The sequence below is a fragment of the Allobosea sp. BK604 genome (assembly GCF_004341515.1).
Lineage (GTDB): Bacteria > Pseudomonadota > Alphaproteobacteria > Rhizobiales > Beijerinckiaceae > Allobosea.
Map to the genome: position 1 here is coordinate 271,492 of NZ_SLZF01000011.1, position 20,481 is coordinate 291,972.

A 20,481-nucleotide genomic window follows, 5' to 3' on the forward strand; every position below is an offset into this window, starting at 1 on the left:
GCCTATGACCAATCTCTTCGATACGAGGCGCGATTTCGCGCTGCCCGGCGGCGTCTATAACGCAACACCCTCGCGGATCATTTTTGGCGCCGGCTCGCTGGCCAAGGTCGCGGAGGCGGTGGCGGCCTATGACGCAAAGCGCGCGGTGGTGGTCTCGACGCCCGGTCGCTCCGACCTGGCCCAGCGCGTCGCCGATCTCTTGGGCGAGCGCTGCTGCGGTATCATTCCGGAAGCCATCTCGCAGGTCCCGATCGAGCTCACCGTTCGCGGGCAGAAGCTTGCGGCGGATCTGAAGGCCGACTGCATCGTCAGCGCTGGCGGCGGCGCCTCGATCGGTCTCGGCAAGGGCATCGGGCTCGGCTATGCCAAGCCGATTGTCGCGATCCCGACGACCTATTCCGGCTCCGAGATGACAGGTTTCTGCGGCATCACCATCGATGGCGTGAAGCGCATGCACAAGAGCCTGAACATGCTGGCTTCGACCGTGATCTACGATCCGGAGCTTTCGCTTGGGCTGCCGGTCGATGTCAGCATGGCGAGCGCCATGAATGCGCTCGCCCATTGCGTCGATGCGATCTACGTCTCGACGATCAGCCCGCTGATCGTCAGCGCTGCCTATGAGGGCGCGGCCGCGCTTGCCAAGGCAATGCCGCGCGTCGCCGCCTCGCCGGACGACGTTTCGGCGCGCACCGATCTGCTCTACGGCGCCTTCCTCGGCGGCGCGGCGCTGACCGGCGGTTTCGCCCTGCAGCACGGCGTTGCCCATACCCTGGGCGGCTCCTTCGGCATCGCGCATGGCCTGTCCCATTCGCTCGTGCTGCCGCATGTCGCCGCCTACAATACCCGCTATGCGCCGCGCGAGATGAAGCGCCTGGCCGATGCGATGGGCGTCGAGAATGTCGGCGCGGCCCTGTTCGACCTGATGGTCGGCGTCGGCCTGCCGGCGAGCCTGAAGGAGGTCGGTTTCGACCGTGCCAATATCGAGCGTGCGGCCGAGATTACGGTCGAGACCGATAACGGCCTCAATCCCGGCCCGGTGACGATCGAGGGCGTGCGCGCCCTGCTGGAGGACGCCTATGCCGGGCGGCGTCCCGCATGATCGAGCGGCTCGTCAACCTCACCTGGGTCCTGGTCGGCGCCGCCGCGGCGGTGCTGTCCTGGCGGATCGGCCTGACCGGGCCTTACGGACCTGATTCCGGGCTCTTTCCCTTCGTCGCGGGCATCCTGGTCTGTCTCGGTGGTGTCGGCCTGCTGCTGACCAAGGGCCATGCGGTCAATGGGCTGGAATGGCCGGACCGGGCAGGGTGGAGGCGGATCGGCGGCGTGCTCGCCGGGCTCGCCTTCATGGCGGCGAGCATTCCCTATCTCGGCTTCGCCGCCGCGGGCGTGATCACCATGCTGATCCTGCTGCGCACAGTCGAGCAGTCGAGCTGGGTCTCCTCGATCCTGCTCGCGGTCATCTCCGTCGCCGCGACACTCGGCCTGTTCGGCTACCTGCTCGACCTGCAGCTGCCGCGCGGCCCCTGGGGTTTCTGACGCCATGGAAGCGATCTCCGGCCTCATCACCGGCTTCGGCGTCATCCTGACGCCGAGCAATATCATGCTCTGCCTGCTCGGCAGCTTCGTCGGCACGATGATCGGCGTGCTGCCCGGCATCGGGCCGCTGGCGGCGCTGGCGCTGCTGCTGCCGGTCACCTTCTCGCTGCCGCCGGTGGCGGGCGTCGTGATGCTCGCCGCGATCTTCTACGGCGCGATGTATGGCGGCTCGACCACCTCGATCCTGCTGAACATTCCCGGCGAGGCGGCCTCGGTCGTCACCTGCCGCGACGGCTACCAGATGGCGCGCCAGGGCCGCGCGGGCGCTGCGCTCGGCGTCGCCGCCTTCGGCTCATTCGTTGCGGGCACGCTCAGCGTCATCGCGCTCACCTTCTTCGCGCCGATCCTGGGCGTGATCGCGCTGCGCTTCGGCCCGCCCGAGAATGTCGCGCTGATGGTACTCGGCCTCGTCTGCACGCTCTACATGATCAGCGGCTCGACGCTGAAGGGACTGACGATGATCGCTCTCGGCGTGCTGCTGGCGATGATCGGCACCGACGTGGTCAGCGGCAATGAGCGCTTCACCTTCGGCTCGATCAATCTCTCGGCCGGGCTCGACCTGCTCGCCATCGTCATCGGCCTGTTCGGCGTCTCCGAGATCCTCGCCAATGTCGAGAAGATCAGCAAGAACACGCTGCTCGCCGAGAAGATCAAGGGCCTCTTCCCGACCAAGGAGGACTGGAAGGCCTCGATCGGGCCGATGCTGCGCGGCTCCGGCCTCGGCTTCCTGCTCGGCCTCGTGCCGGGCGGCGGGCCGATCACCGCCTCCTTCATCTCCTACGCGGTCGAGCAGAAGGTGGCGAAGGATCCGAGCCGCTTCGGCAAGGGCGCGATCGAGGGCGTCGCCGGTCCTGAATCCGCCAACAACGCCGCGGTCGGCGGCGGCATGATCCCGGTGCTTTCGCTCGGCATTCCCGGCACGCCGGTGACGGCGCTGCTGCTCGGCGCGCTCGTGATCCAGGGCATCCAGCCCGGCCCGCTCTTCATGCAGCAGCGGCCGGACCTGTTCTGGGGGATCGTCGCCAGCATGTATATCGGCAACGTCTTCCTGCTGATCCTGAACCTGCCGCTGGTCGGGCTCTGGGTGCAGCTGCTGCGCGTGCCTTACCGCGTACTGTTCCCGATCGTGCTGATGCTCTCGGTCGTCGGCACGTATTCGTCCAACAAGAACGTCTTCGATCTATGGGTGATGCTCGCGTTCGGCGTCGCAGGCTATGTGCTGCGCAAGCTCGAATACGATCTCGCACCCTTCCTCATCGCCTTCGTGCTCGCGCCCTTGCTCGAGCAGTCGCTGCGCCAGTCGCTGGTGATGTCGCCTGACGGGATCATGATCATGCTCCAGAGGCCCATCGCCGCAACGCTCATCGTCATCTCCTTCGTGCTGGTGGCGCTGATGATCAGAAGAGGCCTGAAGCCTCGGGAAACGGGAGGAGTTATCAATGAAGTTCATCAATAAGGCGCTCGCCCTCGGGGCGGCGCTCGGCCTCGCCGCGCTCGCCGGCCCGGCGCTCGCGCAGGGCACCAATGCCGAGCTGGTCAAGGCCAAGCCGGCCGGCTTCCCGACCCAGCCGATCGAAATGACGGTGGTCTATCCGGCCGGTGGTGGCGCCGACCTGACGGCGCGGCTGCTCGGCAAGACGATGGAGCAACTCTCCGGCAGCCGGATCCTGGTCAACAACCGCACCGGCGGCGCCGGCATGGTCGGCCATGCCTGGCTCGCCACCCAGGCGCCGACCGACGGCACCGCCATCGGCATGCTGGTCAATCTCGTCTGGGGCGACTCGATGCTGCGGGCCCAGGGGCGCTGGTCGCATACCGATCTCGAGCCGATCGGCTATCTCAACAGCGACCCGATGGTCTGGTTCGTCACCACCGACGGGCCGTTCAAGGACAAGACCGCCGCCCAGGTCATCCAGGCCGCCAAGGAGAAGCCGGGCACGATCCGCGTCGCAACCGTTCCCGGCTCGATGTGGGACTATAATATCGAGCAGGTCGAGGCGCAGACCGGCGCGAAATTCCTGCGTGTGCCGTTCCAGAGCGGCGGCGCCGGCGTGGTCGGCCTGATCGGCAACAATGTCGATGTCGCGCTCGGCTTCTATGCCGAAGCCAAGCCGCACATGGATTCCGGCAAGGTCCGCGGCGTCGGCGTCGCGGCCGGCGAGCGGCTCGCCCATCTCAAGGACGTGCCGACGCTCAACGAGGCGCTGAACGGCAAGGAGTATCTCTGGACCCTGCTGCGCTTCGTCGTCGTGCCGAAGGCCACGCCGGCCGACCGCAAGGCCTATCTCGCCGCGATGGTGAAGGCGGCGATGCAGGACCAGGGCCTGCGCGACGAATATGCCAAGCTCGGCGTCTATTTCGACCCGACGCTGGAGAAGGCCGCGAACATCACCGAGGCGCTCAACAAGGAAGCCGAGCGCGAGCGTGAGTTCTACGTCAAGACCGGCCGCCTGAAGTGAGCTCAGACGGCTGAACGCAGCAACCGGCCTCCCGGAGCGATCCGGGAGGCGCAGAAGCGGATCGAACATGACATCTCCACTCTCGCCCGAGGGGCTGAAGGCGCGGCTTGCCCGTGGCCTGCTCGGCTTCCCGCTGACGGATTTCTCCGCCGATGGCAGCTTTGCGCCGCAGCCCTTCGGCGACAGGGTGCGCTTCATGGGCGGGCAGGGCTGCTCGGCCCTGTTCGTCGCGGGCGGAGCGGGGGAGTTCTTCTCGCTGACCAAGGATGAATACGCGGGCGTGCTCGCGACGGCGGTCGCGGCGCGCGACAACGACATCCCGCTGCTCGGCGCCGCCGGTGGCGGCACGCGCGACGCCATCGAGCACGCGGCGATCGCGCAGCGTGCCGGCGTCGACGGTCTGCTGCTGCTGCCGCCCTATCTGACCGAGGTCTCACAGGAGGGGTTGCGCGCGCATATCGCCGCGATCTGCAACAGCACCGATCTCGGCATCATCGTCTACAGCCGGGCCAATGGCCGGGTCCGCCCGGAAACGCTGTATCGGCTCGTCGACGAGTGCCCGAACCTGATCGCCTTCAAGGATGGCATCGGCGATACCGAGGAGCTCTGGGCGATGCGGACCAAGCTCGGCGGCCGTCTCGCCTTCCTCAACGGCATGCCGACCGCCGAGGTCTATGCGCCGTCCTACCGCGCCATGGGCGTACCGACCTATTCCTCCGCCGTCTACAATTTCGCGCCGCGCGCGGCGATGGCGTTCTTCAACGCCGTCCAGGCGGGCGATCTGGCGCTGATCGACCGGATGATGCAGGCCTTCTTCATTCCCTATGGCCGTATCCGTGCCCGCCAGCCGGGCTATGCGGTCAGCATCGTCAAGGCCGGCGTCGACATCGTCGGGCGCTCGGCCGGCAAGGTGCGACCGCCGCTTTCCGATCTGACGCGCGCCGAATACGAGGAACTGGCGCCGCTGATCGATGCGCTTGTCCAGTTCGCGGAGGATGCTCATGCCCTCGCCAGGTGAGGTCTCGATCTTCACCGTCTCGGCCAGCTCGCAGTGCCATGAGGGCCAGCGCGGCCATGTCGTGGTCTCCGGCTCCTATGGCGGCGAGTACAATGCCTTCCATGCCGGCAAATGGGGCATTCGCGGCGTGGTGCTCAACGATGCCGGCATCGGCAAGGAGCGGGCCGGCGTGCGCGGGCTCGACTATCTCGACCGGGTCGGGCTTGCCGCCGCGACGGCGGATTGCATGACCTGCCATATCGCCGATGGCGACCACATGCTCGCGAACGGCCGGATCAGCCATGTCAACCAGGCCGCCGCTGCACTGGGCTGCAAGGTCGGCCAGAGAGTGCGCGACTGCGCCGAGCTGATGAAGGCGGGGACTCCGGCCAATGCCGAGCTGCCGGCGATCAAGGGCGGCAAGCGCTTCACCCTGCGCGAGGAGGAAGGCGAGCCGAAGGTGATCTGCCTCGATGCCGCGCCGATGCTGGAGGACGCGGATGCCGGCGCGATTGCCATTACCGGCTCGCATGCCGCACTCTTCCGCGGCCAGCCCGACGACGTCATCAAGCCGCAGCTCCATGCCGTGTTCTTCAGCGATGGCGGGGTGGGGCTCGACAAGGCCGGTGTCTGGCGCCTTCCGGAACTCGACAAGCGTGGCATCCCGGCCGGCGCAATCGCGGCGATGAGCGCACCGATCGGCGATGCACGCGGCATCTACAGGGACGGCGTCTTCTCGCATGTGAATGCGACGGCCGAGGCGCTCGGCGCGCGGCCGGGCCAGCGTCTCTGCAATTTTGTCGACCGCCTGCTCGTCGCCGCCAGGAAACAGGCGGGGCAATGAGCGCTGCCAAGGCGCTCAACATCGCCGAGCTTCACCGGCTCGCGCGTCGGCGCCTGCCTCGCATCCTGTTCGACTGCATCGAGTCCGGCACCGAGAACGAGACCGCGCTCTCGGCCAACGAGGCGAGTTTCGCGCGTTATCGGCTGATGCCGCGCCATCTCGTCGATGTCACCAGGCGGGATGCGAGCCTGTCGCTGTTCGGGCGACGCTATGCGCAGCCTTTCGGCATCGGGCCGACGGGCTTTGCCGGGCTCTTCCGTCCTGGCGCCGACGCGATGCTGGCGCGGACGGCGGTCGCGGCGGACATCCCCTTCGTGCTGTCGGGTGCGAGCGTCCCGACGCCCGAGACGATCGCTGCGCAGGCGCCGGGCCGCCTCTGGTACCATCTCTACGCGGCCAAGGATCCGGCGATCTCGGCCGATCTGATGCGCCGCGTCGCAGCGGCCGGCGTCGAGGTGCTCGTGCTGACGGTCGACAATCCCGTGCCGACCAAGCGCGAGCGCGATATCCGCAACGGCTTTTCGCTGCCGCTCAGGCTCAAGCCGTCGATCCTGCTGGAAGCGCTGACGCATCCGGGCTGGATCATCGACTATCTGCGCGATGGCGGCCTGCCGACCATGGGGAGCTGGGCGGCCTATGCGCCTGCAGGCTCGGGACCGGCCGAAGTGGGCCAGTTCTTCAGGCAGCACAGCCCGTCCATCCAGACCTGGGACGATCTCAAGCGCTTCCGCGAGCAATGGCCGGGAAAGCTCGTGCTGAAAGGCATCCAGCGTCCCGAGGATGCGCGGATGGCGCTTGCGGCGGGCGTCGATGGGCTCATCGTCTCCAACCATGGCGGCAAGGCCTATGACATGCTGCCGATCCCGCTGTTCTCGCTGGCAGCCGTGAAGGACGCGGTCGCGGGGCGTATCCCCGTGATGTTCGACGGCGGCATCAGGCGCGGCTCGGACATCCTGATCGCCCGGGCGCTCGGCGCCGACTTCGTCTTCGTGGGACGCGCGACGCTCTATGGCGTGGTCGCCGGCGGGCAGGCGGGGGCCGACCGTGCCGTCGAGATCCTGCGCGACGAGGTCGATCGCGGGCTCGGCATGATCGGCTGTCCAAGCATCGCCGCGCTCGATGCGCGCTGGCTCACGCCCGCCACTCCCGCTTCACAGGAGAGTTTCGCATGAGTTCGCAGCCCAGCAAGCCCGTTCTCACCAGGCAGCAGGTCCAAGCGGCCCTGGATGCCGGCGAGGCCACGGCGCGGACGGCCGGCGTCAGGGTCTCGCTGGCCGTGGTCGACGATGGCGGGCATCTACTCGGCTTCGTGCGGATGGACGGTGTCCATACCGGAACGGTCGAGGTGGCGCAGGCGAAGGCGCGTTGCGCGGCCGGCTTCCGCAAGCCGACCCGAGAGATGGCGCAGAGCCTGGCGGCAGGCATGTCGGCGCTGCTCACCTTGCCGGGCAGCCTGCCGATTCCAGGCGGCGTGCCGGTGCGGATCGGTGAGCAGGTCGCCGGTGCGATCGGCGTCAGTGGCGCGAGCCCCGACACGGATGACGAGATTGCCCGGGCAGCGGAGGCGGCGGCCGCCAACTACCAATGATCGGATAGGGGACCATCGGCTCCGAAGACCGGGTCCGTGTCGGGATAGGGCAGCTCCGCGATGGCGCGCTTCGTCGCGGCCGTTGCCGGCTCGCGCCGGATGTCGCCATTCTGGCCGGGCGGATAGGCGCCGACGACGAGAAAATCCTCGCTCGCCGAAACCCGGCAATGACCGGTGCCGGCGGGCAGGAGCAGCACATCGCCCTTGCGCAGCGATAGGCGTTCGCCCTGCGTGCCGCCAAGCATGACCTCGGCCTCGCCGGCGGCGATGCCGAGGACTTCGTGCCCCTCGCAATGATAGTGATGGAAGGCGTAGATGCCGTTGCGCCATTGCGGCGGCCAGCCGTTTTCGGTGAAGCGCGTCTCCATCAGCGAGGCCAGGTCCGTGCTCGTCTCGGGAAAGGCATTCCCATAGATCAGAACGGGCAAATCGGGGTTGTTGGGAATCGTCCCGTCATCCCCTAGATTCAAGGTTCTGAGCATGGTTCTTGCCTCCTTGCTTCGAGAACGTCAGGGCGCCGGCCCGCGTTCCCACGGCCGGAGGCCAAAGCAGGACTATATCGCGGTGGATATCAATCTTCCCGAGGTCGTCGCCGAGGTTCGCGCGGTGTTCGAGCGCTATGAGCGGGCGCTGCAGGCCTGCGACATTCCGGTCATGGAGGAGATCTTCTGGAACGCGCCGGAGACGACGCGCTACGGCGTCGGCGAGAATTTGCGCGGCTGGCAGGCGATCTCGGATTTCCGCCGCAGCGGCAAGCTCGGCCGTTTCCGCCGCAAGCTGATCAATACGGTGATCACGACCTATGGCCGCGACTTCGCCACGGCCAATACCGAATACCAGCGCGAGGGCGAGGACCGCACGGGCCGCGAAACCAAGACGCTGATGCGCACGCCCGAAGGCTGGCGCATCGTTTCGGCCCATGCGAGCCTTTTGGGCGTGACCGTTTGAACATTCAGCCGCGGGCGACCCAGCCGAGCAGATTGTGCCAGAGCGTGCGGAAGGCCGGCGCCTGCAGGAAGTCCATCGGCAGCCAGTGCGGGCCGATATCCGTGGTCCAGGCCGCCGTGCGGCCCTTGCCGGCCGTGCCGCAAACGAGCAGCGGATGGCCGCCTTCCTCCTCTGGCAGGCTGAGCAGCACATCGGCATCCGGCTTGGCCACCACCTCGTTGATTCCGAGGATATAGGGCAGGCTCGGGCTGAGCCCGGCCATGACCGGATGCGCCGAGGCCTTGGCGGAGGCGACGGGCTCGATGCCCTCCGGCATCTCGATGCGGTCATCATAGGGCTGGATCGTCACCGGCAGCACGGCCTCGACCGGCGTCTTGTGATAGCGCGCCGCGCCATTGATGCCCTGGAAGCTGTAATAGCCGCCGACCATGATCAGCCCGCCGCCGGCGAGCACATAGTCGCGGATCGCCTTCAGCCGGTTGGGAAAGCGCTTCGATTGAATCCAGACGGCCGGCGGCAGCAGCAGCGTGTTGGCGCCGATATCGCTGAGGATCACCGCGTCATATTGCGCCAGCTCCTCCGCCGTCGACGGAAAGCGCTCCGCCGCTTCGTGGCAGAGCATATAGGTGAAGTCGAAGCCGGGATCGGCCAGCACTTTCAGGAAGTCATCGGCACCGCGGTGATGCGTCACCGAGGGGAACTGGTCCCAGCCCTTGATATGGGTCGCGGTCGAGGTCCAGCTTTCGCCGGCGAGCAGGATCTTCTTGGCCATGTCACTCACGTCTCAGGTCCGGGGACCGCCGACCCGGGAGGCCGGCGGCACGACAGGGGCTCGCCGCGCTCAGGCGAACCTTGCGAATTGCAGGCGGAAGGCGCCGTCCGGGTATTGCACCCAGTCGAGCCCCTTGGCCGAAGCCTGCAAGGTCGCCGGGAAGGCGAGGAAGAGCATCGGCGCATCCTGCGCTATCGCGGCCTCGGCCTCGCGGTACAGCTTGGCGCGGTCGCCTTCAGCCGTCGCGGAGCGGGCCTTCTCCAGCAAATCGGTGACCTTGTCGCTCTGGTAGCCCGCGAAATTGTTCGGGCCGGTCTTGGTGAAGTAGTTGTACATGTTGCCGTCCGGGTCGGTGCGGCCCGACCAGGGCGACATGCACAGGTCGAAATCCTTCTGCCTGAGCACGGTGATCAGGCTGGTGGCGTCGATCTGCTTGACCTCGACCTTGAAGCCGGCCTGGTTGGCCTGCGCCTGCAGGATCTCGGCGGTGCGGACCTGCGCCGGCGAGTTGGTGACCGTGATCGAGACCGGCACGGCGCTGGTGATCCCGGCATCGGCCAGCAGCTTCTTGGCGGCATCGGCGCTCGGCTTGTAGGGCGCGAATTTCGGATCGTAGGCCCAGGCGATCGAGGGCGGGATCGCGCCTGCCGCGACGCTGCCCGTACCGAAATAGACGGCGCGCAGCACGGTCTGCGGATCGATCGCGGTGACGAAGGCGCGCCTCACGGCCGGATTGTCGAAGGGCGCCCTGGTGCAGTTTAACGAGAAGGCGTTGAAGCCGAGGCCGGGCGATTGCTTCAGCGTGATATTGGCCTCGCGCGAGAGCGCGGCGACGGTCTGGGCCGGCACCGCGTCGACGAGCTGGACCGTGTTCGAGCGCAGATTGGCGAGGCGCACGGTCTCGTCGGCGATCGGGCGGAAGACGAGGCGCTCGATCGGCGCCTTGCCGCGCCAGTAGCCGTCGAAGCGCTCGAGGACGAGCTCGGAATTCTTGGTCCAGGACACGACCTTGTAGGGACCGGCGCCGACCGCCTTGGTGGCGAAATCGGCGCCGAGCGTCTTCACGGCCGTCGGCGAGACCATCATGCCGGCGCGGATCGCAATGACCTGCAGGAAGGGCGCATAGGGCGTCTTCAGCTTGATGGTGAAGGTGGTGGGGCCGGTGACCTCGACGCTGTCGACCGGGGCGAGCTCGCTGCGGCGCGGCGAGCCGAGCGCCGGGTCCATCATCCGGTCGAAATTGGCCTTCACCGCCGCGGCGTCGAGCGCCGTGCCGTCATGGAAGGTCAGGTTCGGCTTCAGGGTGAAGCGATAGGTCAGCGGGTCCGGATTCTCGACGCTGGCGAGGCCGGGCTCGATCTTCATCTCCGGTGTCACATGCACGAGCGGCTCGTGGATGTTGAACTGCACCGAGAGCTCGAAGAACGAGGCCATCATCGCCGGATCGAGCGTCACCGGATCGGAGACGACGCCGATGGTGAGCGTGCGCGCAGCCTGCGCCCAGCTCAGCCGGGGCGCGAGCGCGGCAGCGGGCGTGGCCGCAAGGGCGGCGATGAGGCTGCGGCGGGAAAGCGTGGTCGACATCATGGTGATCCCCTCTGTTATGGATGTGTCGATTGGCGGATTGGGCGGCCTCACGCGGGCGAGGCGTCGCGCGGGTCCATGCGGTCGCGCAGGCCGTCGCCGAGCAGGTTGAAGCCGAGCACGGTCAGGAAGATGGCGAGGCCGGGGAAGCAGGCGAGCCAGGGTGCGAGATCGAGGAAGCCGATGGCGCTGCGCAGCATGTTGCCCCAGGTCGGTGTCGGCGGCTGCACGCCGAGGCCGAGGAAGGACAGGTAGGATTCGGTGATGATCGCCGAGGCGAAGAGCAGCGAGCCCTGCACCACGACCGGGGTCAGGATGTTGGGCAGGATGGTGCGGAACAGGATGCGCGGCGTGCCGGCGCCGATGGCGCGGCTGGCCTCGACGAAATCGAGCCGCGCCACGATCAGGGTCTGGGCGCGAGCGATGCGGGCGAAGACCGGCAGGTTGACCACTGCGATGGCGAGCACGGCATTGGTCAGGCTCGGGCCGAGCACGGCGGTGATCGCCAGCGCCAGGAGGATGCTGGGAAAGGCGAAGATCACGTCCATCACCCGCATGATCAGCGCATCGACCCATGTGCCGAAGAAGCCGGCGACGAGCCCGGTCACCGTGCCCAGGATGAAGGCGGCGACGACGCTGAGCGCGCCGACCAGGATCGAGGCGCGGGCGCCGTAGACGATGCGCGAGAAGGTGTCGCGGCCGAGATCGTCGGTGCCGAAGAGATGGTCCAGCGAGGGCGGCGACAGGATCGCGATGAAATCGGGATTGTTCGGGTCATGCGTCGCGATCAAGGGCGCGGCGAGCGCCATCACGACGGCGAGGCCGACGAGCAGCAGTCCGGCGGCCGAGCGCCGGTCGGCGACGAGCTTCGCCAGCATGCTGCGCTGCACGACTGGCAGCGCCTGGACCGGGACGTCGCTCAACTCAGCCTCACGCGCGGGTCGACGAGGCCGTAGATCACGTCGGTCGCGAAGTTGATCAGTACGAACAGCGCTGCCGTCAGCAGCACCGCCCCCTGCACGACAGGATAGTCGCGGGCGAAGATCGCATCGACCGTGAGCTTGCCGATGCCGGGCCAGGAGAACACGGTCTCGGTGATGACGACGCCGCCGAGCAGCTGGCCGATCTGGATGCCGATCAGGGTGATGATCGGGATCTGGGCGTTGGAGAGGGCGTGGCGCAGCACCACCGCGCGCTCGGCCAGGCCCTTGGCGCGGGCGGTGCGAACATAGTCGCTGCGCAGCACTTCGAGCATGGTCGCGCGGGTCATGCGCATGGTCGCGGCAGCGAGCGCTGCGCCGAGCGTCAGCGCCGGCAGCACGAGATGGCGCAGGAATTCGGTGGGAGAGGCCAGCGGCGAAGCGTAGCCGGAGGAGGGAAAGATCGGCAGCCAGATCGAAAGCGCGAGGATCAGCAGGACGCCGAGCCAGAAGCTCGGCATCGAGAGACCGCAGAGCGCCAGGAAGGACGCGGAGTAGTCGGCGGCGCTGTTGCGGCGAGTCGCTGCGACGATGCCGGCGGGCAAGGCGATGGCCAGCGAAATCAGCAGGGCTGCGACGGAGAGCAGCGCAGTCGGCCCGAGCGCGCCGAGCAGCAGCGGGAAGACCTCGCGCCCGCCCTGGATCGAGCGGCCGAAATCGCCGGTGAGAACATTGCCGAGCCAGGTGAGGTACTGGACCACAAGTGGCTGATCGAGCGAAAGTTTCTGCCTGAGCGCGGCAATGGCGGCATTGTCCGCCTCCAGGCCGAGCAGCGCCAGGGCCGGATCGCCGGGCACCAGTCTGATCAGGAAAAACGAGACCAGCGACGTTCCGAACAGGACCGGCAACAGGCTGAGCAGACGCGTCACGACGACTTTCATGGTTCCTGGGCGAGGCTATTGAACCGGTTCAATCGAGGTGATACTTCCCGCGGACCATGCGCCTGTCAATGCTTAGCCTATGCAAGTTCCGAGCCGCCCCATGCATTGAGGGCGTCCTGGCGCGGGCTGGCCGCTGCGTGACGCCATGACCGGCGACGGCCCTGCGACGACGCAGCGCAACGCGACGATCGACGATGTCGCCCAGGCGGCGGGTGTCTCGAAGGGCACGGTCTCGAACGTGATCAACGGGCGCGTCGCCGTTGCGCCGGAGACGCGCCGCAAGGTCGAGCAGGCGATCACCGATCTGGCTTTCCGGCCGGCCGAATCGGCGCGTGCCCTGACCTCGCGCAAGCGCGTGGCCGAGTTCGAGCCGAAGCTCGATGCGAGCGTGCCGCGGCTGACCTCGGTCGGCTATGTCAGCGTCGACTACTTCGCCCGGCTTGACCGGCTGCCTGAGCGGCAGGAGCGGTTTCTCTCGCAGGAGATCATCAAGTCGATCGGTGGGCCGGCTGCCAATGTCGCTGCAATCGCCGCGGGCCTGGGCGCGCCGCTCCCGGTCGCGGCCTCGCTGATCACCGCGATCGGCATCGACCAGGAGAGCGACTGGGCGGCGGCCGAGCTTGCCGATCGCCGCGTCGACCTGATCGTGCCGCGCGAGCGGCGGGCAGGGCGCCTCAACCGTGCGATCGTGATGGTCGAGGCCGATGGAGGGCGCACGATCATCACCGAGCCGTCGAGCCTCGCCGAGGTCGATGTCCGCCGCTTCATCGAGACGACGGACCCGGCCGGCATGCGCTGGTGCCTGCATTTCGAGGGCTATCAGGTGCCGCGTCAGGTCGGTCTCCTGGCCTCTGCGCGAGCCAAGGGCTTCAGGACCAGCATGCAGGCGACGGGCCTCGACCATGATTGGCTGTCGGAGAACGCCGAACAGCTCTTTGCCGCTTTCGACATCATCGTGCTGCACCGGGAATCGCTCGCGGCGATCCCCGGCTGCCCGGCCGATGCCGAGGCCGGGCTGCGCCACCTCGCCGCGCGCTCCGAAAAAGCCGAGGCATGGCCGGAGATCATTGCCGTCACGCTCGGTGCCGAGGGTGCGATGACACTGACCCGCCAGGGGGGGGTCGCCAAGGTGCCGGCCATTGCCGTGACGGCGGTCGATACGACAGGTGCCGGCGATGCGTTCGTCGGCACGTTCCTGTCGGCCTGGCTCAACCAGCGGACGGCCGATGAGGCCGCAAGCCTCGCCTGCATCGCCGGCAGCCTGGCGGTGACGCGCTTCGGCGCGCAGGAATCGCGGCCTTCCGCCAATGAGCTGATCGGGCGTCTCGATGAGGCGGCCGGGTTTTCCATCGCAGCAGAGACCAGCGGGAGCACAAGCCGTGTCGCAGTCGATCTATCGTGACAAGGACAACGCCATTCAGCGCCTGTTCGGGCGCAGGAAGGCGGTCATCGGCGTGATCCATTCGCTGCCGCTGCCGGGCTCGGCGCATTATGACGGCGATCCGATGGAACGCATCTACGCCTATGCGGAGGCCGAGGCGCGGCGCTACCGCGAGGGCGGTGTCGACGGGCTGATCGTCGAGAACCACGGCGACATCCCCTTCGCCAAGCCGGACGAGCTCGGACCCGAGACCGCCGCGACCATGGCGGTGATGAGCCATCGCGTCGCCGAGGCAAGCAAGCTGCCGATCGGCGTCAATGTGCTGGCCAATGGCGCGGTGCAGGCGCTGGCTGTGGCCAAGGCGTCCGGCGCCTCCTTCATCCGCGTCAACCAATGGGCCAATGCCTATGTCGCCAATGAGGGCTTCATGGAGGGCAAGGCCGGGCAGGCGAGCCGCTACCGCGCCTGGCTGCGGGCGAAGGATGTCGCGATCTTCTCCGACGTTCATGTCAAGCACGGCGCCCACGCCATCACTGCCGACCGGACGCTGACCGAGTTGACCCGCGACAGCGAGTTCTTCGACGCCGATGCGGTGATCGTCACCGGCCAGCGCACCGGTGACAGTGCCAGGCTCGACCAGCTCGAGACGGTCAGAAATTCGACCAAGCTGCCCGTGCTGGTCGGCAGCGGTGTGACGGCCGAGAATGTCGCCGCGATCTTCGGCTTTGCCGATGCGGTGATCGTCGCAAGCTCGCTCAAGCATGAGGGCGGCTGGTGGAACGAGGTCGATCCGGCGCGCGTCGCGCATTTCATGAACGTGGTCCGGGCGGCGCGGGCGTGAACCGCGTCCTCGTCATCGGCAACGCGACGGTCGATCTCATCCTGTCGCTCCCGCATCTCCCGGCGCCGGGCGAGACGGTTCTGGCCGAGACCGGCTTTCGCTGTGCCGGCGGCAAGGGCCTGAACCAGGCGGTCGCGGCCGCCCGGCTCGGCGTGCCGACGACGCTGGTGGCGCCGATCGGCGAGGATGCCGACGGCCGTTTCCTGCGGGAGGCGCTGCGGTCCGAGCCGGTCGAGGCGGGGTGGCTGGCCTCGCCGCATGCGACCGATCTCTCGATCATCTCGATCGCGGCCGGGGGCGAGAACGCGATCGTCAGCACTGCGGCGAGCGCGCGCTGGTTTCTGCCTCAGGCGGCGGTTGCGGCGGCCTCCAGCCTGGGGGCGGGCGATGTCCTGATCCTCCAGGGCAACCTCACGGAGGCGACGACCCGCGCTGCGCTGCGCACGGCGCGGGCGCGCGAAGCAAGGGTGATCCTCAACACCGCGCCGATCGCCTGGGATCAGCGCGGCCTTGCGTCCGAGGCAGATATCGTCGTGGCCAATGCCGGCGAGGCCGAATTCCTGACCGGTTTCGTCGACGAGGCGGCGGCGCTCAGCCTGATCGAGGCCGGCGCCAGTGCCGCGATCGTCACGCGCGGCGCCAATGACACGCTGCTCGCCGATCGCTCCAGGCTCGTTCACCTGCCGATCGAGACCGTCGATGTCGTCGATACATCCGGCGCGGGCGATGTGACGGTCGGGACGCTCGCAGGCGCGCTCGCCTTGGGCCGCTCGCTGCCTGACGCGCTGGCGCTGGCGCTGGCTGCCGCCTCGCTCTCGGTGACGCGGCGGGGGACGACCCCATCCTTCCCGACAGCGGACGAATTGGGCCGATTGACAGCGCGCTTCAGCCGGTGATCCGCTCGGCCCAGGCGGCGACCCTGTCCGCCAGCGTCTTCAGGTGATCGGCGGCGGAAAAGCCCGACACCCCCTTGCGCGGCTTCAGGTCGTGATCGCCATCCTCCAGCCAGAGGATCTCGATCGCCTTCGAGAGCCTGTAGCCGCACACCTCCTCGCGCGTGCCGAACAGGTCACGGGTTCCCTGCGCGATCAGGGCCGGGGTCTTCATGACCTCGAGATGCGCGGTGCGGAGCTGATCGGGCTTGCCGATCGGATGGAACGGATAGCCCAGGCAGAGCAGTCCGGCGATCCGGCCGGCTTGATGGAGGTCGTCGGCGATCATGCTGGCGATGCGCCCGCCCATGGACTTGCCGCCGATGATCAACGGCCCCTTCGCGCCCAGGGCGTCGATCGCAGCCAGGTATTCCGGCTTGAGCGTCTCGGCGCGCGGCGGCGGCTTCCTGGCGCTCGAGACGCGACGGCTCGCCATATACTCGAATTCGAAACGTGCGACGCGAAGACCGGCTCCGGCCATGGCCTGCGCGCTCGCCGTCATCGCGGCGGAATCCATCGGCGCTCCGGCGCCGTGAGCCAACAGGATCGTCACATTCGCCTGCTCCGGCCCGTCGGTCAGAAATGTCGTCATCGAGGTCAGGTCCGAGTCTGGCAGGCCGAGAATCTCATCTTATTGCCCGCCGGCCTGGAGACAATGCCGGAAACACAGTCGCCGGATCACGTCCTGCCCAGCATCATCCGTCCAAGCGCCTGGGCAGCGGCGTCGCGCTCCTCCACAGACAGCGCGGCGATCAGGCGTCGCTCCGTCTCGGCATGGTCGCGCATGGCGGGCTCGACCAGGCGGCGGCCCTGTTCGGTCAGCTCGACGATGACGCCGCGGCCGTCGGTCTCGTCGGCCATGCGCCGGATATGGCCGGCCTTCTCCAGGCGGCGCAGCAGGTTCGAAAGACCGCCGGAGGTGAGGATGAGCGAGTCGAGCAGGGCCTTGGGCGACATCCGATAGGGCGTGCCTTCGACCCGCAGCGTCGCCAGGATGGCGAAGGCCGGATATTTCAGCTTGTGCCGCGCTAGCGTGCGGTTGATCGCCTTCAGGAAAGTCTCGTGCAGATGCAGCAGGCGCCCGACCACGGCCTTGCCCGAGCAGTCGATCTCCGGAAACTCGCGCTGCCAACGCTGCATGCCGGAGCCGACGCGGTCATTCTGCCAGAGTTCCGGCAGCTCGAACGTTTCCGCATGTCGCAGGGGTTGGTTGCGCATCATCTCTCCTGATTTCGGCCTCTCCCACCATGATGCCGTGCGTTTCGCAAGGGCATCGATCCCGGCGCGATCATGACAGAGTATCTTTCATTTATCTTTCTTGAAAGCAAAATGACCCCGTGCCATGCTCCCCAGGGAGGCGGGCGCTCGGCTCAAGCCGGGTCGCCGTCTCTGCGCCGCGAAGCCGCGACACAGCGGTTGGCGCCATGCAATGACGGGGAACGCAACCATGCGCCACATGCTTCGCTTCGCGACGGCCACCGCCATCCTGTGCGCCGGCCTTTCCGCATCCGCCCTCGCCGAGGAACTCGTCGTCGGCGCCTTCGGCGGCTCCTTCGCCGATAACGTAAAGGCCTGCCACGTCGCCGCCTTCGAGAAGGCGACCGGGGCGACGGTGTCGCTCAAGCTCGGCAATTCCTCGCAATTCGCGGCAGCGATCCGTGCGACAGCCGGCAAGCCGGACATGGATGTCGTCTTCATCGACAATTCGCTGGCGGCCCAGACCCAAGGCGAGAAGCTCAACGAGAAGCTCGATCGTTCCAAGCTCAGCCATGCCGGCGACGTCATCCCGACCGCCTGGGGCAGGGATGACAGCTATGTCGTCGCGATGGTGAGCGCGACCGCGCTCGTCTACAATCCGAAGCTGGTCAAGACGCCGCCGACTTCCTGGCTCGATCTTTCCGATCCGCAATATGCCGGGAAATACGCGATCGGCGATATCAGCGGCACGTCCGGCCTGCAGTATTTCCTGGCGCTGAACAAGGCCAAGGGCGGCACGCTCGAGAATGTCGATCCCGGCATCGAGGCGATCAAGCCGATCGCGAAGGGCTCGGCGGTGCTCTACACCCAGGCCGATCAATTGCTCGCGCTGTTCGAGCGCGGCGAGATCGTGATCGCGCCCTGGTATCCGGACCGTGCCGGCGTCGCCATCGACAAGGGGCTCTCGCTTGCCGTCGCCTATCCGAAGGAAGGCGCGGTCGGCATCCTGCCTGCGGTGATGATCCCGAAGGGCACGACGAAATCCGATCTCGCCCATAAATTCGTCGATCAGGTGCTCTCGGCCCAGGGGCAGGGCTGCTTCTCGGAGCGCGCCTATATCGGTGCCGTCAACAGCAAGGTACAGCTTTCCGACAAGCTGAAGGCCATCGTTCCCAATGGCGAGAGCCTGGACAAGGCCTGGTTCATCGATCCGGACGTGATCGCCAAGAACGTCCCGACCTGGACCCGCCGCTGGCAGCGCGAGGTGGCGCGCTGAGACCTGCGCTGGCTCACCTCGGGACAAGGCCGCGAATCAGCGGTCGGCATCATCAAAAGGGGAAGATGACCATGCGACATATGCTTCGCTTCGCGACGGCTGCCACATTTCTGTGCGGCGGTCTGGCCGCCTCGGCCAGGGCTGAAGAGCTCGTCCTCGCCTCTTATGGCGGCTCCTTCGGGGAAGCCATCAAGGCCTGCCATATCGCCCCGTTCGAGAAGGCGACGGGCGCGACCGTGTCGGTGAAGCTCAACAATTCCTCGCAGACCGCGGCGGCGCTGCGCGCGACCAAGGGCAATCCCGATCTCGACGTCGCCTTCATGGACGACGCCTTCTCGGCCCAGACCAATAACGAGGGGCTGAACGAGAAGCTCGACCGTTCGAAGCTGACCAATGCGCCCGACGTCATCCCGACCGCCTGGGGCAAGAATGACGGCTATGTCGTCACCATGGTGAGCGCGACCGCGATCATCTACGACCCGAAGGTGGTGAAGACGCCGCCGACCTCCTGGCTCGACCTGTTCGATCCGCAATATGCCGGCAAGTACGTGATCGGCGATATCAGTGGCACCTCGGGCTGGCAGTTCCTGCTCGCGCTCAACAAGATCAAGGGCGGCACGCTGGAGAATGTCGATCCGGGCATCGCCGCGATCCGGCCGCTCGCACAGGGCTCGACCGTGCTCTACACCCAGGCCGACCAGGTCGTCTCGCTGTTCGAGCGCGGCGAGGTGGCGATCGCCGCCTGGTATCCGAACAATGCGGCGGCTGCCGCGGCCAAGGGGCTCTCGCTCGCCGTCGCCTACCCGAAGGAGGGCGCCGTCGGCATCCTGCCGACCATGGTCATCCCGAAGGGCACCAAGAAGCTCGACCTCGCCCATAAGTTCATCGACCAGGTTCTCTCGGCCGAGGGGCAGAAGTGCTTCTCGGAGCGCGCGATCATCGGCGCGGTCAACACCAAGGTCCAGCTTTCCGACAAGGTTGCGCAGATCGTGCCCTATGGCGAGACGCTGAAGAACACCTGGTTCGTCGATCCCGATATCGTGGCCAAGAACATTCCGAACTGGACTCGGCGTTGGCAGCGCGAGGTGGCACGCTGATTCCCCGTCAGCCGGACCGCGACATCGCCGTCATGATGCGGCGGTAGCGCGGCCGGATTGCCTGAGAGGGGGATCCACCACCATGCATCCGATGCCATTTCTCGCAGCCGCCATATTGAGTGTCTCGACCCTTGCCGTCGCGCAGGCCGACGATTTTGTTATCGCGTCCTATGGCGGCTCGTTCGGCGAAGCACTGAAGACCTGCCACGTCCCTGCCTTCGAGAAGGCGACGGGCGCGACCGTCTCAGTCAAGCTCGGCAATTCCTCGCAAACGGCTGCGGCGCTGCGCGCGACCAAGGGCAATCCGGATTTCGACGTCGCCTTCCTCGATGATGCCTTCGCGGTGCAGACCGGAAACGAGGGACTGAACGAGAGGCTCGACCGCGCCAAGCTCAGCCATGCCGGCGACCTCATCCCCGGCGCCTGGGGCAAGAACGACAGCTATGTCGTGACCATGGTGACGGCGACCGTGCTGATCTACGACCCGAAGGTGGTGAAGACGCCGCCGACCTCGTGGCTCGACCTGTTCGACCCGCACTATGCCGGGAAAAATGTCATCGCCGATATCAGCAACGCCGCCGGCTGGCAGTTCCTGCTGGCGCTGAACAAGATCAAGGGCGGCACGCTCGACAATATCGATCCCGGCGTCGCGGCGATCAGGCCGCTCGCGCAGGGTTCAACCGTGCTCTATACCCAGGCCGATCAGGTCGTCACGCTGTTCGAGCGCGGCGAGGTCGCCATCGCCGCCTGGTATCCGAACAATGCCGCCGCGGCCGTCTCGCGCGGTCTGTCGCTCGCCGTCGCCTACCCGAAGGAGGGCGCGGTCGGCATCCTCGCGACGATGGTGATCCCGAAGGGCGCGAAGAAGCGTGAGCTCGCCTATCGATTCATCGAACAGGTGCTCTCGCCGGAGGGCCAGAAGTGCTTCTCCGAACGCGCGATGATCGGGCCGGCCAATATCAAGGTGCAGCTCTCCGACAAGGTCGCGCAAATCGTGCCCTATGGCGAGACGCTGCAGGATGCCTGGTTCGTCGATCCCGAGATCGTCGCCAGGCAGATGCCGCTCTGGACGCGGCGCTGGCAGCGCGAGGTCGCGCGCTGACATGAC

General features: G+C 67.2%; 22 protein-coding genes. 15 read left to right on the forward strand and 7 right to left on the reverse strand.

Annotation, left to right across the window (positions count from 1 at the left end):
- The first annotated feature begins 4 nt into the window (after positions 1-4).
- The 8 genes from EV560_RS29640 to EV560_RS29675 all read left to right on the forward strand — a co-directional run bounded on the left by EV560_RS29640 (position 5) and on the right by EV560_RS29675 (position 7,484).
- Positions 5-1,099: a maleylacetate reductase gene (locus EV560_RS29640; RefSeq protein WP_131859435.1), complete on the forward strand. Its 1,095-nt coding sequence runs from the start codon at positions 5-7 to the stop codon at positions 1,097-1,099.
- On the forward strand, positions 1,096-1,536 hold the full coding sequence (locus EV560_RS29645; RefSeq protein ID WP_131859436.1) for a tripartite tricarboxylate transporter TctB family protein: 441 nt from the start codon (positions 1,096-1,098) through the stop codon (positions 1,534-1,536). Before EV560_RS29640 ends, EV560_RS29645 begins: the two co-directional genes overlap by 4 nt.
- Before the next feature lie 4 nt (positions 1,537-1,540).
- Complete coding sequence (locus tag EV560_RS29650; protein WP_131859437.1) at positions 1,541-3,052, forward strand: tripartite tricarboxylate transporter permease; 1,512 nt, start codon at positions 1,541-1,543, stop codon at positions 3,050-3,052.
- Entirely contained in the window at positions 3,036-4,055 is a 1,020-nt protein-coding gene (locus tag EV560_RS29655; protein WP_131859438.1) for a tripartite tricarboxylate transporter substrate binding protein, read from the forward strand. Before EV560_RS29650 ends, EV560_RS29655 begins: the two co-directional genes overlap by 17 nt.
- A gap of 67 nt (positions 4,056-4,122) precedes the next feature.
- Entirely contained in the window at positions 4,123-5,073 is a 951-nt protein-coding gene (kdgD, locus tag EV560_RS29660; RefSeq protein ID WP_131859439.1) for a 5-dehydro-4-deoxyglucarate dehydratase, read from the forward strand.
- On the forward strand, positions 5,057-5,896 hold the full coding sequence (locus tag EV560_RS29665) for a hypothetical protein (RefSeq protein WP_131859440.1): 840 nt from the start codon (positions 5,057-5,059) through the stop codon (positions 5,894-5,896). The genes kdgD and EV560_RS29665 overlap by 17 nt, the downstream gene beginning before the upstream one ends.
- The gene (locus tag EV560_RS29670) at positions 5,893-7,068 is read left to right on the forward strand and encodes an alpha-hydroxy acid oxidase (protein ID WP_131859441.1); all 1,176 of its coding nucleotides are present in this window, start codon (positions 5,893-5,895) and stop codon (positions 7,066-7,068) included. Before EV560_RS29665 ends, EV560_RS29670 begins: the two co-directional genes overlap by 4 nt.
- Positions 7,065-7,484, forward strand: coding sequence for a GlcG/HbpS family heme-binding protein (locus tag EV560_RS29675; protein WP_131859442.1), 420 nt, complete (start codon positions 7,065-7,067; stop codon positions 7,482-7,484). The genes EV560_RS29670 and EV560_RS29675 overlap by 4 nt, the downstream gene beginning before the upstream one ends.
- Here EV560_RS29675 and EV560_RS29680 read toward each other — a convergent pair.
- The gene (locus EV560_RS29680) at positions 7,475-7,966 is read right to left on the reverse strand and encodes a cupin (protein WP_131859443.1); all 492 of its coding nucleotides are present in this window, start codon (positions 7,964-7,966) and stop codon (positions 7,475-7,477) included. The genes EV560_RS29675 and EV560_RS29680 overlap by 10 nt on opposite strands.
- Before the next feature lie 82 nt (positions 7,967-8,048).
- Between EV560_RS29680 and hpxZ the strand changes: the two genes are divergently transcribed.
- The gene (gene hpxZ / locus EV560_RS29685; protein WP_131859444.1) at positions 8,049-8,432 is read left to right on the forward strand and encodes an oxalurate catabolism protein HpxZ; all 384 of its coding nucleotides are present in this window, start codon (positions 8,049-8,051) and stop codon (positions 8,430-8,432) included.
- Positions 8,433-8,436: 4 nt separating this feature from the next.
- On the opposite strand, the gene EV560_RS29690 is transcribed toward hpxZ, so the two are convergent.
- The 4 genes from EV560_RS29690 to EV560_RS29705 form a co-directional block, all read right to left on the reverse strand.
- The gene (locus tag EV560_RS29690; RefSeq protein ID WP_131859445.1) at positions 8,437-9,204 is read right to left on the reverse strand and encodes a glutamine amidotransferase; all 768 of its coding nucleotides are present in this window, start codon (positions 9,202-9,204) and stop codon (positions 8,437-8,439) included.
- Between the two features lie 69 nt (positions 9,205-9,273).
- A complete protein-coding gene (locus EV560_RS29695; protein WP_165923705.1) occupies positions 9,274-10,788 on the reverse strand; it encodes an ABC transporter substrate-binding protein in 1,515 nt (504 codons plus the stop codon).
- Between the two features lie 50 nt (positions 10,789-10,838).
- The gene (locus EV560_RS29700) at positions 10,839-11,711 is read right to left on the reverse strand and encodes an ABC transporter permease (RefSeq protein ID WP_248312261.1); all 873 of its coding nucleotides are present in this window, start codon (positions 11,709-11,711) and stop codon (positions 10,839-10,841) included.
- Complete coding sequence (locus EV560_RS29705; protein ID WP_248312262.1) at positions 11,708-12,637, reverse strand: ABC transporter permease; 930 nt, start codon at positions 12,635-12,637, stop codon at positions 11,708-11,710. The genes EV560_RS29700 and EV560_RS29705 overlap by 4 nt, the downstream gene beginning before the upstream one ends.
- A gap of 157 nt (positions 12,638-12,794) precedes the next feature.
- Here EV560_RS29705 and EV560_RS29710 point away from each other — a divergent pair, with 157 nt between their 5' ends.
- The 3 genes from EV560_RS29710 to EV560_RS29720 are packed head-to-tail and all read left to right on the forward strand — an operon-like array spanning position 12,795 to position 15,767.
- The gene (locus tag EV560_RS29710; protein ID WP_131859448.1) at positions 12,795-14,051 is read left to right on the forward strand and encodes a carbohydrate kinase family protein; all 1,257 of its coding nucleotides are present in this window, start codon (positions 12,795-12,797) and stop codon (positions 14,049-14,051) included.
- Positions 13,978-14,871 (forward strand): BtpA/SgcQ family protein, encoded by an 894-nt coding sequence (locus EV560_RS29715; RefSeq protein ID WP_131859449.1) that lies wholly within the window; start codon positions 13,978-13,980, stop codon positions 14,869-14,871. The genes EV560_RS29710 and EV560_RS29715 overlap by 74 nt, the downstream gene beginning before the upstream one ends.
- Positions 14,868-15,767 carry a PfkB family carbohydrate kinase gene (locus tag EV560_RS29720; RefSeq protein ID WP_165923706.1) on the forward strand — a complete coding sequence of 300 codons (900 nt, stop codon included), beginning with the start codon at positions 14,868-14,870 and terminating at the stop codon, positions 15,765-15,767. The genes EV560_RS29715 and EV560_RS29720 overlap by 4 nt, the downstream gene beginning before the upstream one ends.
- Here EV560_RS29720 and EV560_RS29725 read toward each other — a convergent pair.
- Positions 15,757-16,395: an alpha/beta hydrolase family protein gene (locus EV560_RS29725; protein ID WP_131859451.1), complete on the reverse strand. Its 639-nt coding sequence runs from the start codon at positions 16,393-16,395 to the stop codon at positions 15,757-15,759. The genes EV560_RS29720 and EV560_RS29725 overlap by 11 nt on opposite strands.
- Before the next feature lie 86 nt (positions 16,396-16,481).
- Complete coding sequence (locus EV560_RS29730; RefSeq protein ID WP_131859452.1) at positions 16,482-17,021, reverse strand: MarR family winged helix-turn-helix transcriptional regulator; 540 nt, start codon at positions 17,019-17,021, stop codon at positions 16,482-16,484.
- Positions 17,022-17,250: 229 nt separating this feature from the next.
- Between EV560_RS29730 and EV560_RS29735 the strand changes: the two genes are divergently transcribed.
- From EV560_RS29735 to EV560_RS29745, 3 genes are all read left to right on the forward strand, one after another.
- Positions 17,251-18,276 (forward strand): ABC transporter substrate-binding protein, encoded by a 1,026-nt coding sequence (locus EV560_RS29735; protein ID WP_207908147.1) that lies wholly within the window; start codon positions 17,251-17,253, stop codon positions 18,274-18,276.
- Between the two features lie 71 nt (positions 18,277-18,347).
- Positions 18,348-19,373 carry an ABC transporter substrate-binding protein gene (locus tag EV560_RS29740; RefSeq protein ID WP_207908148.1) on the forward strand — a complete coding sequence of 342 codons (1,026 nt, stop codon included), beginning with the start codon at positions 18,348-18,350 and terminating at the stop codon, positions 19,371-19,373.
- A 91-nt stretch (positions 19,374-19,464) separates the two neighbouring features.
- The gene (locus EV560_RS29745; protein WP_131859486.1) at positions 19,465-20,475 is read left to right on the forward strand and encodes an ABC transporter substrate-binding protein; all 1,011 of its coding nucleotides are present in this window, start codon (positions 19,465-19,467) and stop codon (positions 20,473-20,475) included.
- Positions 20,476-20,481 lie beyond the last annotated feature (6 nt).